Genomic DNA, 15,834 nt, shown 5'->3' with positions numbered 1-15,834 from the left:
ATCAGTGGTCTCCCATCTCGGTACGCCAGCTCCGCTTGGCCTGCCAGCCGAGCAGCCGCCCGGCCTTGGCCGCGGAGAACGCGGGGGAGGTGCCCGTCAGCGCGGCGGCGTGGCCGGCCGTCGACGGGATCACCCGGGGGAGCAGGTCGGCCAGCGGCTCCCTGGCCAGCGCGTCGGGGGCCCCGGCGAAGAACACCTCGCCGCTGGGCACCTCGTGCAGCCGGTCGACGAGGGTGCGCACCAGGTCGGAGGCGTCGCGCGCGTCGATGTAGTTGAACAGCGACACCCCGGCGACGTCGGGCCGGTCGAGCCGCTCCCTGATGGTGTGCCCCGACTGCGTCGGCGCGCCCTCCCACTCCTCGGGCGCGACCACGAAGCAGGGCCGGACCGCCGCGAAGCGGGTGGCCGTGCCCGACCGCGCGAACGAGGCCATCACCTGCTCGGCCACCAGCTTCGACACCGCGTACGCGTTCCAGGGCCGGGCCGGGTGGTCTTCGTCGATCGGCAGGTAGGTGGGCGTCCACCCGTCGGGCGCGCCGTAGCCGATGACGGTCGGGCTGGAGGCCACGACCACCCGGCCCACCCCGAGAGCCGTCGCGGCCTCGCACACGTTGAAGGCCAGCTGCGTGTTGACCCGGAAGGTCAGCCCGTCCGTCCGCGAGAACGGCGTCGCGACGGCGGCGAGGTGGACGACGGCGTCGGGCCGGAACCGGCTCATCACCCCGAACGCCTCGCCCGGATCGGTGAGGTCGGCGGGCAACCACACGGCCTGCGCGGGAGTGCCCGCGACCGTGTCGATGCCGACCACCTCGTGGCCCGCGTCGGCCAGCGCCACCACCACGCTGCGCCCGAACCGCCCGGCGCTGCCCGTGACCAGTACTCTCATCAGCCCTTCACCGCCCCCGCCGACAGGCCCTGCACGAGATAGCGCTGGATGACCGCGAAGACGAGCACGACGGGCACCGCCGCGACCACGCCGCCGGCGGCCAGCGCCCCGAAGTCGGCGCTGAACTCGCCGATCGTGAACGCCAGCCCGACCGGCAGGGTGAACTTGTCCTGCTCGTTCACGAACATCAGCGCGAAGAGGAAGTTGTTCCAGGAGTGGATGAACGCGAACGAGCCGACCGCCACCAGCGCGGGCCGCAACATCGGCAACACGACCGCGAAGAAGCCGCGCAGCCGCGAGCAGCCGTCGACCCAGGCCGCCTGTTCCAGCTCGATCGGGATGTTCTTCACGAAACCGCTGATCAGGATGAGCGACAGCGGCAGCTGGAAGACGGTCTCGGCGATCACCAGCGCCCACAACGAGTTGACCAGGCCGAGCGTGCGGAAGATCTCGAACAGCGGGATCAGCATCATCGCGCCCGGGATGAACTGGGTGCAGAGCATGCCGATCAGGAACGCCTGCCGGCCCCGGAAGTCGTAGCGGGCCAGCGCGTAGCCGCCCGCCAGGGCGATCACCGTGGTCGAGACCAGCGAGGCGACGCCGACCAGCAGGGAGTTCTGGAAGAAGATCGAGAACCCCATGCCGGTCCACACGTGCTCGAAGTTGTCGAGCGTGACCGGCCACGGCAGCAGCGAGTTCGAGCCGCGCGGCCGGAACGCGAAGACCACCATCCAGTAGAAGGGGACCAGCGTGAACAGCAGGTAGAGGCCCAGCGGCAGGTAGATCTGCCAGCGGCTCACCCGGTTCGCCGGTTTTCTGGCGACCGGCGGCGCCGTCGGCGCGACGGGCCGGGTCAGGGTCGTGGTCACGTGCGGGCTCCGAACTTGCTCAGCCTCAGGTAGGCGATCGAGAAGAAGGTCAGCACCACGAACGCGGCCGTGGTCAGCGCCGAGCCGTAGCCGAAGTCGTGCGACTGCACGGCCTTGGCGGCCACGTAGAGCGGCAGGGTCGTCGTCTGATGGGCGGGGCCGCCGCCGGTCAGCGTGTAGAGCAGGTCGACGTTGTTGAACTCCCACACCGCCCTGAGCAGGGTCGACAGGATGATCGCGTCTTTCAGGTGCGGGAGCGTGATGTGCACGAACCGCCTGATCCGGCTCGCGCCGTCGACCGACGCGGCTTCGTACAGGTCGCCTGAGACCGTTTGCAGGTCGGCGAGCAGCAGGATCGCGAAGAACGGCACCCCGCGCCACAACTCGGCGACCACCGCGGCCGTGAACACGGTCGAGGGGTCGGCCAGCGGCGCGGTGTCGTAGCTCCCGATGCCGAGGTCGGCGAGGTAGCGGAAGATCCCGGTCGACGGGTTGTAGAGCAAAATCCAGATGCCGGTGGTGAGCACCCCCGACACCGCCCACGGCGAGAACACCAGGGCCCGCGAGACGGCGCGGCCGATGAACGTCTCATTGACGATCAACGCCAGCGCCAGCCCGAAGAGCAGCTGGAGCACGACCTCGACGACCACCCACTTCACGCTGAAACCGAGGCTCTGCCAGAAGAGCGGGTCCTCGAACAGCAGGACCCGGAAGTTCTCCAGGCCGGCGAAGCCGTTGTCCCAGGGCTGGGTGACGTCGTAGTGCTGCAGGCTGTAATAGATCACGCTGCCCATCGGGTAGACGAGGAACCCGAGCATCGCGACGACCGCCGGGGCGATCAGGACATAGGGGGTGCGCGGCGACCGTGCGACACGCATGGCCGTGACTCCTTATGAGGAGGGGGAAGCGGGGAGCGGACTGCAACCGGTTGCACGAAACATTCCCTTCACTCGCCAGAAACGTCAAGGGGTCAATTTCCAGAAGGCTTTTCCGCCTTGACACTCGTGCAACCGTTTGCATTAATTCTCGGCAGGCAAGAACGGAAGGAGCTTCGTGGCAGCGACGATCCGCGACGTGGCGCAGGCGTCCGGGGTGCACGTGTCGACCGTCTCGCGCACGTTCTCGGCGCCGCACCTGGTCAACACCGAGACCAGGAACAGGGTTCTGGCGGCGGCGGAGGATCTCGGCTACCGGCCCAACCGGGCCGCCCGCGCCCTGACCACCGGGCGCACCCACAACCTCGGGCTCATCGTGGCCGACATCGCCAACCCGTTCTTCTCCCACCTGATCAAGGGCGCCCAGGCCCACGCCCGGACCCGCGACTACCACGTGTTCGTCGCCGACACCGACGAAGACCCGCAGGTCGAGGAGGAGCTCATCCAGACGCTGGCCAAACAGGTCGACGGCGTGCTGCTGTGCTCCCCCCGGCTGTCCAACCGGGTGATCGAGAAGCTGCGCGAGGACGTGCCGTTCGTCGTGGTCAACCGGCGCATGAAGGGCATGTCCAACGTGCTGATGGACGTCGGCAGCGGGGCCCGCGAGGCCATCGGCCACCTGGTGTCGCTCGGCCACCGCCGGATCGCCCTGCTGGCGGGCCCGGCCGGGTCGTGGACGTCCAGGGAGATCACCGACGCCGCCCACGCGGTGCCCGGCATCGACCTGACCGTCATCGGCCCCAACTCCCCAACCGAGCACGGCGGCCTGGCGCTGGCCGAGGCGGTCGCGTCGGCCGACGTCACCGGCGTGCTGGCCTACAACGACCTGATGGCGATCGGCCTGGTCGAGGGGCTGACCGAGCTCGGCGTCGAGGTGCCCGACCAGGTGAGCGTGGTCGGCATAGACGACATCGTGGCCGGGCGGGTCAGCCGGCCCAAGCTGACCACCGTCGCCATGCCCGCCGAAGCCGCCGGGCGGACCGCCGTCGACCTGCTGCTCCAGCTCGTCGGCGCGGGGGAGACGGCCACTCCGGCGCTCGCCACCCTGGCCACCAACCTGATCATCCGCGACTCGACGGGACCGGTGCGGCATGGACTTCGGACAGACCCCTGAGGGCGAGAAGGTCGAACGGCACGTCCTGACCGGCGGCGGGCTGACCGCCGCGGTCCTCACCTACGGCTGCGTGATCCAGTCGCTGGAGGTCGACGGCGTCGACGTCGTGCTCGGCTGCGACACCCTCGACGACTACCTGACCCGCAGCCGCTACTTCGGCGCGGTCGTCGGCCGCTACGGCAACCGCATCGCCGGGGGCCGCTTCGACCTCGACGGCGTCACCCACCGGCTGGCCCGCAACAACGGCACGGCCGCCCTGCACGGGGGGGTGCGCGGGTTCGACAAACGGGTCTGGTCGGCCTCGGCGGTCTCCGACGCCATCACGCTGCGCTACCTCAGCCCGGCGGGCGAGGAGGGTTACCCGGGGGAGCTGTCGGCGGCGGTCACCTACACCCTGGCCGACCGCGCCCTCCGCATCGACTACGCCGCCGTCACCGACGCCCCGACCGTGCTGAACCTGACCAACCACAGCTACTTCAACCTGGCGGGCGGCGGCGACGTGCTCGGCCACGTGGTGACGATCGACGCCGACGCGTACACCCCGGTCGACGAGCACAAGATCCCGACGGGCGAGCTCGCCCCGGTCGAGGGCACCCCGTTCGACTTCCGCGCGCCGGCCGCGGTCGGCGCTCGGATGGGCGGCGCCTACGACCACAACTTCGTGCTCAACCCCGGCGGCCTGGTGCGGGTCGAGTGCGGCGACCGGGTGATGGAGGTCCGGACCGACCAGCCCGGCGTGCAGTTCTACGCCGGCGGCATGTTGTCGCCCGAGCTCACCCCCTACGGCCCGCACGCCGGGCTGTGCCTGGAGACCCAGCACTTCCCCGACTCGCCGAACCGGCCGGGCTTCCCGTCGGTGGTGCTCCGGCCGGGCGAGGAGTTCCGGTCGTGGACGGAATATCGTTTCCCCATGCGCTAAGCTGTTCCATGTAGCGGTACATCATTCCGTCTCATGGAAAGGATGGGAGATGGACGTCCGGTACGCCACCGCCCCCGATCAGCTCCCCGACCTGACGACCGAGCAGCTCCGGGCGCGTTTCCTGGCCGGCGGCCTGTTCCGGCCGGGCGAGGTGCGCCTGCTCTACACCCACGAAGACCGGCTCGTGCTCGGCGGCGCGCTCCCGGCCGCCGAGCCCCTGCCGTTGCCGAACCCGTCGGTGCTGGGTTCGGCGACCTTCCTCGAACGCCGCGAACTGGGCGTGGTCAACATCGGCCCGCCCGGCGCCGTCACGGTCGACGGCTCGGTGTACGAACTGGGCACCCGCGAGGTCCTCTACGTCGGCCGCGGCGCGCTCGACGTGACGTTCGAGGGCGGCGCCTTCTACCTGGTCTCCACGGCCGCCGACACGAGCCACCCGACCACCCTGTCGAAGGACCCCGAACAGCTCGCCCTCGGCGGGCCGGAGGGCGCCAACGAGCGGGTCGTGCACAAGCACATCCACGCCGGCGGGATCCGCAGTTGCCGGCTCGTGCTCGGCGTCACGGTGCTGGCCCCCGGCAGCATGTGGAACACCATGCCCTGCCACACCCACCACCGCCGCACCGAGGTCTACCTCTACTTCGATCTGGGCCCCGACGACCGCGTGGTCCACCTGATGGGCGAACCGGCGCGGACGCGCCACCTCGTGGTGGCCGACCGCGAGGCGGTCGTCTCGCCGCCGTGGTCGGTGCACTGCGGCTTCGGCACCCGCAGCTACGCCTTCGTCTGGGCCATGGGCGGCGAGAACCAGGACTACCAGGACCTGGTGCCGGTGCCGATCGGCGACCTGCGGTGAACCCCGACCCGTCGCGCGAGGCCGCGGTGTTCCCGGCGGGCCCGGTGTCGAATTACGTCAACGGTCATGTTCTGGCCGTGGACGGCGGCTGGCCGGCCCGCTAGTAGGCTCGGGGCGTGGTCAGGGAAGGCAGTTCCATCGACAAGGCGCTCGCGGTTCTCGAGGCGATCGCCGAACATCACCGGATCACCGACATCGCGGCCGCCACGGGTGTCTCGAAGTCCACGGTGCACCGCATCCTCCAGTCGCTGGTGGAGTGGGACTTCGCCCGCACCGACGGCAACGGCGGCTACGAACCGGGCCCCCGCATCCTCACCCTGGCCGGGCGCGTGATGAGCCGCTTCGACCCGGCCCGCCAGGCCGCCACGGCCCTGCGGGCCCTCCACGAGCGCACCGGCTTCACCACCCACTTCGCCATCCGCAGCGGCGACGAGGCCGTCTACGTCGAGAAGCTGGAGGGCCGCCGCCCCTACCAGATGCCCTCGCGCGTGGGCATGAGCCTGCGCCTCTACTCCACGGCCATCGGCAAGGCGGTGCTGGCCCAGCTCGACGACGACGAGGTGCGCGCCATCGTGGCCCGCACCCAGCCGGTCAAGCTGACCCCCAACACCGTCGTGGGCGAGGAGGAGCTGCTCGCCCACCTGGTCGGCGTCCGCGCGGCCGGCTACGCCGTCGACGACGAGGAGAACGTGCCGGGCATCCGCTGCGTCGGCGCGGCCGTCTTCGACCACACCGGCCAGGTGCTCGGCGGCATCTCCATCTCGACCCTGGCGATGGATTTGGAGCCCGACGCGCTGAACGAACTGGCCCCCGAGATCGTCTCGGCGGCCCGCGAGGTGTCGCTGGCGCTGGGCGCCCCGACGACCCTCACCCGCCGCTGACCGGGTCTCCCAGCAGGTCCACGATCTCGGCCGCCGCCGCGACCCGGCCCGTTCCGCCGCGTCCCGCCAGCGACAACGACGCGGCGGCGGTGCCCGCCCTGACCGCCTCCGGCAACGACGCGCCCCGGGCCAGCCAGGCCGCCATCGCCCCGGTGAAGTTGTCGCCCGCGCCCGTCTGGTCGACGACCAGCGGCGCGGGCACCGCCGGGATCTCGTGCAGGTGGCCGCCCTCGGCCAGCAGCACCCCGTCGGCCCCCATGGTCACGGCCACCGCCGGGGCTCCCAGGTCGCGGACCCGCCGGGCCGTCTCGACCGGATCGGCGGTGCCCACGAGGGCCAGGCTGTCGGCGGGGACTGAAAGTTTCACGACCGCGGTGTGCGGGGCGACGGCGCGCAGGGTCGCGGCGGCGGCTTCCGGGGCGGTCAGGCGGGCCCGGAAGTTCGCGTCGTAGACGACCTGGCCGGTCGCCTGCTCGGCGGCCGATCTGACCGCCTGGTCGCAGGTGGCCGACAACGCCGCGGTGATGCCGCTCAGCACCAGCACCCGGGCCAGCGCCGCGGGGGAGTCGAGGAGGTCGGCGGCGGTCAGGCGGGAGGCGGCAGACCCCTGCCGGAGATAGGCGAAGGCGCGTTCGCCCGACGGGTCGGCGCCCACCACGTAGGCGCCCGTCGGCCCGGGGCCCGGCGTGAGCCAGCGGGTGTCGACGCCGTGGCCGGCGGCGAACCGGATCAGCCGTTCGCCGAACTCGTCGTCGCCCAGCCGGGACACCAGGGCGGTGCGGGCCCCGGCGGCGGCCGCGGCGACCGCCACGTTGAGGGCGTCGCCGGAGAAGGACAGGCGGAAGGTCTCGGCCTCGGTCAGCGGCCGGTCGGCGGAGAATTCGACCAGCGGTTCGCCTGCGACGACCACATCCATGCGCACCTTCTTCTGTTGTTCCATGTAGTGGAATATGGTCTTATTCTACGCAACGCCTAGGGAGGACGTCATGCCCAACATCACCGTGGAACTGCTGTCCGGCCGGACCATGGACCAGCGCAGGGACTTCGTCGCCGCCGTCACCGAGGCCGCCGTGGACATTCTGAAGGCTCGGCCGGAGGCGGTGCGCATCGTGTACTGGGAGATCGAGAAGTCCGACGTCGCCAACGGCGGCGTCCTGGAGTCGGACCGTTAGGAAGTCAAGAAACGGTGAAGGCCCCCACCGCGCCATGGGGGCCTTCTTGCTTCAGGTACGCGCCGGATCACGGTCGTCGTTCAGTGAGTCGATCAGCTCGTCGCGGTCGCGGGTGCGCTCGGGCCGCAGGAGGCCGACGGCGACGTACAGGACCAGAGAGGTGACGAGGGGCACGCCGACCACCACGGCCTGGTCGGTCGAGCCGGCGATCCACTTCACGTAGGCCCACACGCCCAGGCCGGCCGCCCACGAGACGATGGCCGCCAGCGGGCCGCTGCGCCGGAACCAGGGCAGCATGCCGAGCATCAGCGGGATCGAGATCGGGCCCATCGTCGCCGCCACCAGGTCGACCACGATCTTCAGCACCACCCCCTGGCCCTCGGTGGTGATCGCGATGACCATGCTGATCAGCACGAACGCGAAGGTCGTCACGCGGGCGAAGGTGAGCTGGGCCGCGTCGGCCAGGCGGCGTAACCGGGGCATCAGCACCGGCGCGATGTCGCGGGTGATCACCGAGGAGATCACGTTGGCGTCGGAGGAGACCATCGCCATGGTGTGGGAGAAGAACCCGGCCAGCACCAGGCCGATGACCCCCTGTGGCAGCAGGGTCTGCGCCAGCTTCACGTAGGCCTCCTCGGCGTTGGCCAGGCCCGGCACGATGAGCGGCGCGGCGAACATCGGGATGAACAGGATCAGCGGCCAGACCAGCCAGAGCGCGCTCGACAACAACGCCGACCGCTTCGCCTCGCTGCCGCTCGGCGCGGCCATGTAGCGCTGCGCCAGGTTCCACATGCCGCCGTTGTACTCGAAGGTCTTGATGAACAGCAGCGCCAGGAAGAACGTCACCGTGTAGGGCCCCGCGAACGGGTCGCCGTGGCCCTCGGGGAGCTTGTCCCACATCGTCCAGAGCGTCGGCAGCCCGTCGAGGTGGCTCAGCACCGCGAAGAACATCGCGATCCCGGCGACGCCCTGGATGACGAACTGCCCGAAGTCGGTCAGCACGTCGGCCCACAGGCCCCCGGCCGTGATGTAGACCATCGTGACCAGCCCGGTGACCAGGATGCCCCAGAAGATCGGGATGCCCGCGAAGCCGCGCAGCAGGATCGCGATGGCCACCCACTTGGCCGCGATGTCGACCACCTTCAGCAGCGCGCCGCTGTAGGCGAGCACCTGCTGGGCCGGCAGGTTGTAGCGCCGCGCCAGGTATTCGAGCGGCGAGGCGACGCCGTGCACCGCGCGCAGCCGGTTCCACCGGGCCGCCCACAGGAACGCCCCGATGCCGACGCCGATGCCGATGGTGAGGGCCCACCACACGTACATGGCCAGGCCGTAGTTGTAGGCGACCGCCGCGAACGCGACGAACATGATCGCGCTGTAGCCGGACATGTGGTGCGAGATCCCCGCGAGCCACCAGGGGATGCGCCCGCGCGCGGTGAAGAAGTCGATGACGGTGTGGACGCGGCCCTTGGACCAGACGCCGATGCCGATCATCACGACGAAGTAGGCGGCCAGGACCGACCAATCGAGTGCAGACATGCCTGGAGATTCCACTACACAGAACGGCGTGTCAACACATGAAATATCGTTCCGCCACATGAAACTTTCAACGGCTTTTTCGTGTACGCCCATGTCGCGAAGATCGATCTGACCTCACCGTTTCACTACATGAAACGTGTGCTTATGGTGTGCACCGACCTTGAGAGAGGAGCTTCACACGTGTCCAGATTGAGTGTCAGAAGACGGTGGCCGGCCGTCTTCGCCGCCGTCGTCCTGGCCGTCGCCGGCGTCGTGGTCCCGCTGACCACGAGCGCCCAGGCGGCCCCGGGCGCCGGTACGTACTCCGTGGTCAACCGGGGCAGCAACCTCTGCCTCGACGTGCTGAACTTCAGCACGGCCGACAACGCCGGGCTGATCCAGTACGCCTGCACCGGCACCACCAACCAGCGCTTCACCCTGGCCTCTCAGAACGGCGGCTACCGCATCACCGCCGGGCACAGCGGCAAGTGCCTGGGCGTCCAGGACAACAGCAGTTCGGCGGGCAAGGCGATCGTCCAGCAGACCTGCAACGGCTCCGCCTCGCAGACGTGGACGTTCTCCGACGCCGCCAACGGCACCCGGATCGTGAACGGCAACGGCGGCAAGTGCGTGAACACCCGCGACAACTCCACCGCCTCCAACGCCGTGATCCAGCAGAACTCCTGCGACAACGTGGTCACCAAGCACTGGACGTTCACCCCGTCGAGCGGTCCGCAGCCCACGCCCACGGTCACCCCGACCCCCAACCCGACCCCGACGCCGACTCCCACCGTCGGCCCGCCGCCGGGCGGGCTGGTCGGCTGGGCCACCCAGGGCGGCGGCACCACCGGCGGCGGCAACGCCTCACCCACCACCGTGACCAGCTCCAGCGCGCTGACCAGCGCGGCCTCCGGCACCAACGCGGCCGTGATCCGGGTCTCCGGGACGATCTCCTGCTCCGGCATGCTCCGGATCGGCTCCAACAAGACGATCATCGGCAACTCCGGCGCGGTCATCCAGGGCTGCGGCCTGAACGTCGCCGAGGCGACCAACGTGATCATCCGCAACCTGACCTTCCGGAACTGGAACGACGACGCGATCAACGTCCAGTACTCCACCCGGGTCTGGATCGACCACAACACCCTGTCCAACGGCTACGACGGCGCCATCGACGTCAAGCGGGCCAGCGACTACGTGACGATCTCGTGGAACCGCATCTACGACCACGACAAGTCGATGCTGCTCGGCCACGACGACGGCAACGGCTCCGAGGACCGCGGCCGCCTGCGGGTGACCTACCACCACAACTGGTTCGACGGCACCGGCCAGCGCCACCCGCGCGTCCGGTTCGGCAACCCGGTCCACGTCTACAACAACTACTACGGCGGCGTGACCAGCTACGGCGTGGCCTCCACCGAGGGCGCCGGCGTGCTCGTCGAGGGCAACTACTTCGAGAACACCGACGACCCCTACCACCTGGGCGAGGGCGACTCGGGCCCGGGGAGCATCGTCGCCCGCAACAACCACTTCGTGAACTCGGGCACGGGCCAGGCCGGCGGCAGCGTCGCCTCGATCCCGTACTCCTACTCCCTGGAGACCGCCTCCAACGTCAAGTCGTCGGTGACGAACGGCGCGGGCGCGGGACGCATCTCCCTGTAGAACCTCACCCGGTCCCCTGACCTGACCGGGCGACGTCGCGACACGAAGCGCCGGCCCTCTCCGGAGGACCGGCGCTTCCGCCCATCCCGGCATCAGGCCGGACGGCCGAGTGCGGGCATGCGCCCGGACCTCGTGTGGACCGGGCCGGTCGTGTGGCCGGCCAGGCGGAGCCGTAACGGAAAGAAGCTTTGAGACCCTCGACGGCGATGCGCTTTTGAGCGGCGCGCTTACGTGTGTATGCGACGGTTGCGCAATACCGTGACCATCATGGCCACCCGTGCGTCCTCCGGTGGGAAGCGGCCGACGCCTCGGCAGTCGTCACGTCCCGCCCCCCGCCCGACCGTCAAGAAGAAGGGGCCGCCGCCCCGCCGGAAGCCCGCGCCGCCGCCGAAGCGGCCGATCGGCACCGGGAACGACCCCCTCTCCTGGGTGTTCCTGATGATCGGCAAGCTCGTCGTCGGCATCTGGAGCCTGATCGCGAACGCGATCGGCGGCGCGGCGCGGGCGATCGGCAACGGCGCGCGCGACCTCGACCCCGCCCACCGGCGTGACGGCCTCGGCCTGGCCGTGCTGGCGGGCGCGATCGTGCTGGCCGCGATGACGTGGCGGACCAGCAAGGGCTCGGTGGCCACGGTGGTCGACGCGGTCGTGCGCGGCACGGTCGGGTCGCTCTTCTGGTCGGTGCCCCTGATCATGGGCCTGATCGCCTGGCGGCTGCTGCGCCACCCCGACCAGAACGGCGAGACCGGCCGCATGCTGATCGGCTTCACCGCGCTGGCGGCCGGCATCCTCGGCATCGTGCACGTCGCCCACGGCACCCCCTATCCCGCGGGCACCACCGACGACGGCATGGACAAGGTCTCGGCCGCCGGCGGCATGCTCGGGTTCATCGTCTCCGCGCCGCCCGACAGCATCCTGCCGTCGTTCATCACGATCCCGCTGCTGCTGATGCTGGCCGGGTTCGGCGCGCTGGTGGTCACCGCCACGCCGATCCACCGGGTGCCCGAGCGGCTCGGCGAGATCAAGGTGCTGCTGTTCCAGAAGCCCTTCGAGAACGCCGCGCCCAAGAAGAAGAAGGCGCAGCCCGAGCCGGGCGAGAACCGCAAGCCCTACGACACGCCGATCCTGCGCGAGAAGCCGTCCGACCACTCGCCGGAGATCGTGCCGGGCCTCGTCGACGACGAGCCGCTGCCGCCGCCCCCGGTCGACGAGCCGCCGGCGCCCCAGCAGACGCTGCCGCCCGAGCCCACTCCGGCCCCCCGCAAGGTCGAGCAGCTCATGCTGTCGCCGCAGGCCGGCCCCTACACGCTCCCCGACGCCCAGATGCTGCGTCCCGGCAGCGCGCCGAAGGCCGAGACCAAGGCCAACAAGACCGTCGTCAACGCGCTGACCAGCGTGCTGGAGCAGTTCGCCATCGACGCCCAGGTCACCGGCTTCACGCGCGGCCCGACCGTGACCCGCTACGAGATCGAGCTCGGGCCGTCGGTCAAGGTCGAGAAGGTCACCGCGCTCACCAAGAACATCGCCTACGCCGTCAAGTCGGCCGACGTGCGCATCCTGTCGCCGATCCCCGGCAAGTCGGCGATCGGCGTGGAGATCCCCAACGTCGACAAGGACCTGGTCTCGCTCGGCGACGTGCTGCGCTCGCAGGTGGCCCAGGCCGACCACCACCCGATGATCGTCGGCCTCGGCAAGGACGTCGAGGGCCGCACCATCGTGGCCAACCTGGCCAAGATGCCGCACATCCTCATCGCGGGCGCCACCGGCGCGGGCAAGTCGACCTGCATCAACGGCCTGATCACCTCGGTGCTGATGCGGGCCACCCCCGACGAGGTCCGGATGGTCCTGGTCGACCCCAAGCGGGTGGAACTGTCCGCGTACGAGGGCATCCCCCACCTCATCACCCCGATCATCACCAACCCGAAGAAGGCCGCCGAGGCCCTCGAATGGGTCGTGGGGGAGATGGACCGCCGCTACGACGACCTGGCCGCCAGCGGCTTCCGGCACGTCGACGACTTCAACAAGGCGGTCAGGGCGGGCAGCCTGGTCGCCCCGCCCGGCAGCGAGCGGGTCTACCAGCCCTACCCCTACCTGCTGGTGATCGTCGACGAGCTGGCCGACCTGATGATGGTCGCCCCCCGCGACGTCGAGGACTCGATCGTGCGCATCACCCAGCTGGCCCGCGCGGCCGGCATCCACCTGGTGATCGCCACCCAGCGACCCTCGGTCGACGTCGTCACCGGCCTGATCAAGGCCAACGTGCCGTCGCGGCTGGCGTTCGCCACCTCCTCGCTGGCCGACTCGCGGGTCATCCTCGACCAGCCGGGCGCCGAGAAGCTGGTGGGCCAGGGCGACGCGCTGTTCCTCCCGATGGGCGCCAGCAAGCCGATGCGGCTGCAGAACGCGTTCGTGTCGGAGAAGGAGATCGCCGAGGTCGTCGGCCACTGCAAGACGCAGATGCAGGTCGAATACCGCTCCGACGTCGCCGCCCAGGCGACCGCGAAGAAGGAGATCGACGAGGAGATCGGCGACGACCTCGACCTGCTAGTCCAGGCCGCCGAGCTGATCGTGACGACCCAGTTCGGCTCGACCTCGATGCTCCAGCGCAAGCTGCGGGTCGGGTTCGCCAAGGCGGGCCGCCTGATGGACCTGCTCGAATCGCGCAACGTCGTGGGTCCGAGCGAGGGCTCCAAGGCCCGTGAAGTGATGGTGAAGCCCGACGAACTCGCCGGGCTGCTCGCAGATCTCCGGGGTGGTGACCCCGGCGCTACATCATAGTGTTGTTACTGATTGAATGTAACTCACTACTCAGCGTCGGGATGGGCGGGGGGCCGCAGATGTCCATCGGTGGAACGATCTCGGAGGCGAGGGAGCACAGGGGGCTGTCCGTAGCCGACCTGAGCCGCCGCACCCGGATCCGCGAGGCGATCATCGTCGCGATCGAAGGCGACGACTTCTCCGCCTGCAACGGAGACTTCTACGCCCGGGGCCACCTCCGGGCCCTGGCCCGCGAGCTGGGCCTGGAGGGCGACGCCCTGGTCCGCGAGTACGACGCCCTGACGGGCGGCCCGCGCCCCGGCGTGGGCGCGATGTACCCGATCGACAAGGGCATCAAGCTGCGCGAGCGCCGCACGCCCAACTGGACGCTGGCGATGGCGGTCGCGCTCGCCATCGTGGCGGTGTTCGGCGTCGGCCGCATCATGGGCAGCGCGATCAACGCGCCCGAGAAGCAGTCGGTCAAGGTCAACTCGGCTCCGGCGGCGGCCAAGGCGGCGCCTCCGGCGGCCGCTCCGGCCGCCCCGGCGAAGGCGGCCAGCCACGTCACGGTGAAGATCACCGCGACCAGCGAGGCGTGGATCCAGGTCCGCGACGCCAAGAACAAGAGCGTCTTCATGGGCGTGATCCCGAGCGGCGACACCCGCAGCTTCCGGATCAAGGAGAAGGCGCGCCTGACCTTCGGCAACGCGGGCTCGGTCCAGCTCAACGTGAACGGCCGCGACCTGGGCGCCCCGGGCCGCGCGGGGGAGACGGTCAAGCGGACGTACGGGGCCGAGGTCCCGCGTCCCCGGTAGTGGCCGATCCCCGATACCGTAGCTTCATCATGTCTTCACGCCGAACCGTTTCCATGATCACGCTGGGCTGCGCCCGCAACGAGGTCGATTCAGAGGAGCTCGCCGCGCGCCTGGAATCCGCCGGCTGGGCGCTGGGCGACGACGACCCCGACGTGATCGTGGTCAACACCTGCGGGTTCATCGAGTCGGCGAAGAAAGACTCGATCGACACCATCCTCGCGGCGGCCGACTCGGGCGCCAAGGTCGTGGCCGCCGGCTGCATGGCCGAGCGCTACGGCACCGAGCTGGCCGGGGCGCTGCCCGAGGCCGCCGCGGTGTTGTCGTTCGACGACTACACCGACATCGGCGCCCGCCTCGACGACGTGCTCGAAGGGCGGTCGCTGACCGCCCACACGCCGCGCGACCGGCGGGCCCTGCTGCCCATCAGCCCGGTCGAGCGGCACGCCGCGCCCGTCGCGGTGCCCGGCCACGGCGACCTGCCGACCGGGCTCGCGCCCGCCTCCGGCCCGCGCACGCTGCGCAAGCGGCTGACCGGCGGGCCGGTCGCCTCGCTGAAGCTGGCCTCGGGCTGCGACCGGCGCTGCACCTTCTGCGCGATCCCGGCCTTCCGCGGCGCCTACGTCTCGCGCCGCCCCGACGACCTGCTCGCCGAGGCCGTCTGGCTGGCCGGTCAGGGCGTGCGGGAGCTCGTCCTGGTCAGCGAGAACTCCACCTCCTACGGCAAGGATCTGGGCGACCTCAGGGCCCTCGAGAAGCTGCTGCCGGAGCTGGCCGCCGTCGACGGCATCGACCGGGTCCGGGTCAGCTACCTGCAGCCGGCCGAGCTGCGGCCCGGCCTGCTCGACGTGATCGCCGGCACCGAGGGCGTCGCGCCCTACTTCGACCTGTCGTTCCAGCACGCCAGCAACCCGGTCCTGCGCCGCATGCGGCGCTTCGGCGACCCGGCCCAGTTCCTCGGCCTGCTCAAGCAGATCCGCGAGCGGGCCCCCGAGGCGGGCGTGCGGTCCAACTTCATCGTCGGCTTCCCCGGCGAGACCGAGGAACAGTTCGGCGAGCTGGTCGCGTTCCTCGAAGAGGCGCGTCTCGACGTCATCGGGGTGTTCGGCTACTCCGACGAAGACGGCACCGAGGCCGCCGGGTTCGACGACAAGCTCGACCAGGACGTGGTCGACGAGCGGGTGGCGATCCTCACCGAGCTGGCCGAGGAGCTCACCGCCCAGCGGGCCGAAGAGCGCATCGGCACCGAGTTGTCGGTGCTGGTCGAAGACGACCTGGGCGACGGCGGCTACGAGGGCCGCGCCGCCCACCAGGGCCCCGAGGTCGACGGTTCGGTCACGGTCCAGGGCATCGGCCTGGTGCCGGGGCAGATCGTCCGCGCCGTCGCGGTCGACTCGGAAGGGGTTGACCTGATCGCGAGGATCAAGGCCACGACGTGAGCCAGAGCAACGACCCGGCA

The 15,834-nt window shown here is 70.4% G+C and carries 14 protein-coding genes; 9 read left to right on the top strand and 5 right to left on the bottom strand.

Features of this window, described 5'->3' with window-relative positions; translation table 11 throughout:
* Position 1: 1 nt before the first annotated feature.
* The 3 genes from AW271_RS28665 to AW271_RS28655 are packed head-to-tail and all read right to left on the bottom strand — an operon-like array spanning position 2 to position 2,633.
* Positions 2–886: an NAD-dependent epimerase/dehydratase family protein gene (locus AW271_RS28665; protein ID WP_062340724.1), complete on the bottom strand. Its 885-nt coding sequence runs from the start codon at positions 884–886 to the stop codon at positions 2–4.
* A complete protein-coding gene (locus AW271_RS28660) occupies positions 886–1,755 on the bottom strand; it encodes a carbohydrate ABC transporter permease (RefSeq protein WP_062340723.1) in 870 nt (289 codons plus the stop codon). Before AW271_RS28660 ends, AW271_RS28665 begins: the two co-directional genes overlap by 1 nt.
* Positions 1,752–2,633, bottom strand: coding sequence for a carbohydrate ABC transporter permease (locus AW271_RS28655; RefSeq protein WP_062340722.1), 882 nt, complete (start codon positions 2,631–2,633; stop codon positions 1,752–1,754). The genes AW271_RS28660 and AW271_RS28655 overlap by 4 nt, the downstream gene beginning before the upstream one ends.
* Positions 2,634–2,808: 175 nt before the next feature.
* On the opposite strand from AW271_RS28655, the gene AW271_RS28650 reads away from it, so the two are divergent.
* The 4 genes from AW271_RS28650 to AW271_RS28635 all read left to right on the top strand — a co-directional run bounded on the left by AW271_RS28650 (position 2,809) and on the right by AW271_RS28635 (position 6,460).
* Positions 2,809–3,804: a LacI family DNA-binding transcriptional regulator gene (locus AW271_RS28650; RefSeq protein ID WP_062340721.1), complete on the top strand. Its 996-nt coding sequence runs from the start codon at positions 2,809–2,811 to the stop codon at positions 3,802–3,804.
* Entirely contained in the window at positions 3,782–4,723 is a 942-nt protein-coding gene (locus tag AW271_RS28645) for an aldose epimerase family protein (protein ID WP_062340720.1), read from the top strand. The genes AW271_RS28650 and AW271_RS28645 overlap by 23 nt, the downstream gene beginning before the upstream one ends.
* Before the next feature lie 49 nt (positions 4,724–4,772).
* Positions 4,773–5,579 carry a 5-dehydro-4-deoxy-D-glucuronate isomerase gene (gene kduI / locus AW271_RS28640; RefSeq protein WP_062340719.1) on the top strand — a complete coding sequence of 269 codons (807 nt, stop codon included), beginning with the start codon at positions 4,773–4,775 and terminating at the stop codon, positions 5,577–5,579.
* Positions 5,580–5,695: 116 nt separating this feature from the next.
* The gene (locus tag AW271_RS28635; RefSeq protein WP_062340718.1) at positions 5,696–6,460 is read left to right on the top strand and encodes an IclR family transcriptional regulator; all 765 of its coding nucleotides are present in this window, start codon (positions 5,696–5,698) and stop codon (positions 6,458–6,460) included.
* On the opposite strand, the gene AW271_RS28630 is transcribed toward AW271_RS28635, so the two are convergent.
* Positions 6,447–7,400, bottom strand: a complete 954-nt coding sequence (locus AW271_RS28630) for a sugar kinase (RefSeq protein ID WP_218008202.1) — start codon at positions 7,398–7,400, stop codon at positions 6,447–6,449. The genes AW271_RS28635 and AW271_RS28630 overlap by 14 nt on opposite strands.
* A gap of 46 nt (positions 7,401–7,446) precedes the next feature.
* Here AW271_RS28630 and AW271_RS28625 point away from each other — a divergent pair, with 46 nt between their 5' ends.
* Positions 7,447–7,632 (top strand): tautomerase family protein, encoded by a 186-nt coding sequence (locus AW271_RS28625; protein WP_030450844.1) that lies wholly within the window; start codon positions 7,447–7,449, stop codon positions 7,630–7,632.
* Between the two features lie 51 nt (positions 7,633–7,683).
* Here the strand turns inward: AW271_RS28625 and AW271_RS28620 are convergent, their stop codons facing one another.
* Entirely contained in the window at positions 7,684–9,168 is a 1,485-nt protein-coding gene (locus tag AW271_RS28620; RefSeq protein ID WP_062340716.1) for a sodium:solute symporter family protein, read from the bottom strand.
* 180 nt (positions 9,169–9,348) lie between these two features.
* On the opposite strand from AW271_RS28620, the gene AW271_RS28615 reads away from it, so the two are divergent.
* The 4 genes from AW271_RS28615 to rimO all read left to right on the top strand — a co-directional run bounded on the left by AW271_RS28615 (position 9,349) and on the right by rimO (position 15,814).
* Positions 9,349–10,806 (top strand): pectate lyase family protein, encoded by a 1,458-nt coding sequence (locus AW271_RS28615; protein ID WP_245653249.1) that lies wholly within the window; start codon positions 9,349–9,351, stop codon positions 10,804–10,806.
* A 267-nt stretch (positions 10,807–11,073) separates the two neighbouring features.
* A complete protein-coding gene (locus tag AW271_RS28610; protein ID WP_062340842.1) occupies positions 11,074–13,584 on the top strand; it encodes an FtsK/SpoIIIE family DNA translocase in 2,511 nt (836 codons plus the stop codon).
* 59 nt (positions 13,585–13,643) lie between these two features.
* On the top strand, positions 13,644–14,378 hold the full coding sequence (locus tag AW271_RS28605; RefSeq protein WP_062340715.1) for a helix-turn-helix domain-containing protein: 735 nt from the start codon (positions 13,644–13,646) through the stop codon (positions 14,376–14,378).
* A 29-nt stretch (positions 14,379–14,407) separates the two neighbouring features.
* Positions 14,408–15,814, top strand: a complete 1,407-nt coding sequence (rimO, locus tag AW271_RS28600) for a 30S ribosomal protein S12 methylthiotransferase RimO (RefSeq protein WP_062340841.1) — start codon at positions 14,408–14,410, stop codon at positions 15,812–15,814.
* The last annotated feature ends 20 nt before the right edge of the window (positions 15,815–15,834 follow it).

This window comes from Herbidospora sakaeratensis (assembly GCF_001570525.1).
In the GTDB taxonomy this organism is placed as follows: domain Bacteria; phylum Actinomycetota; class Actinomycetes; order Streptosporangiales; family Streptosporangiaceae; genus Herbidospora; species Herbidospora sakaeratensis.
This window is presented reverse-complemented; position numbering and strand designations above follow the sequence as displayed.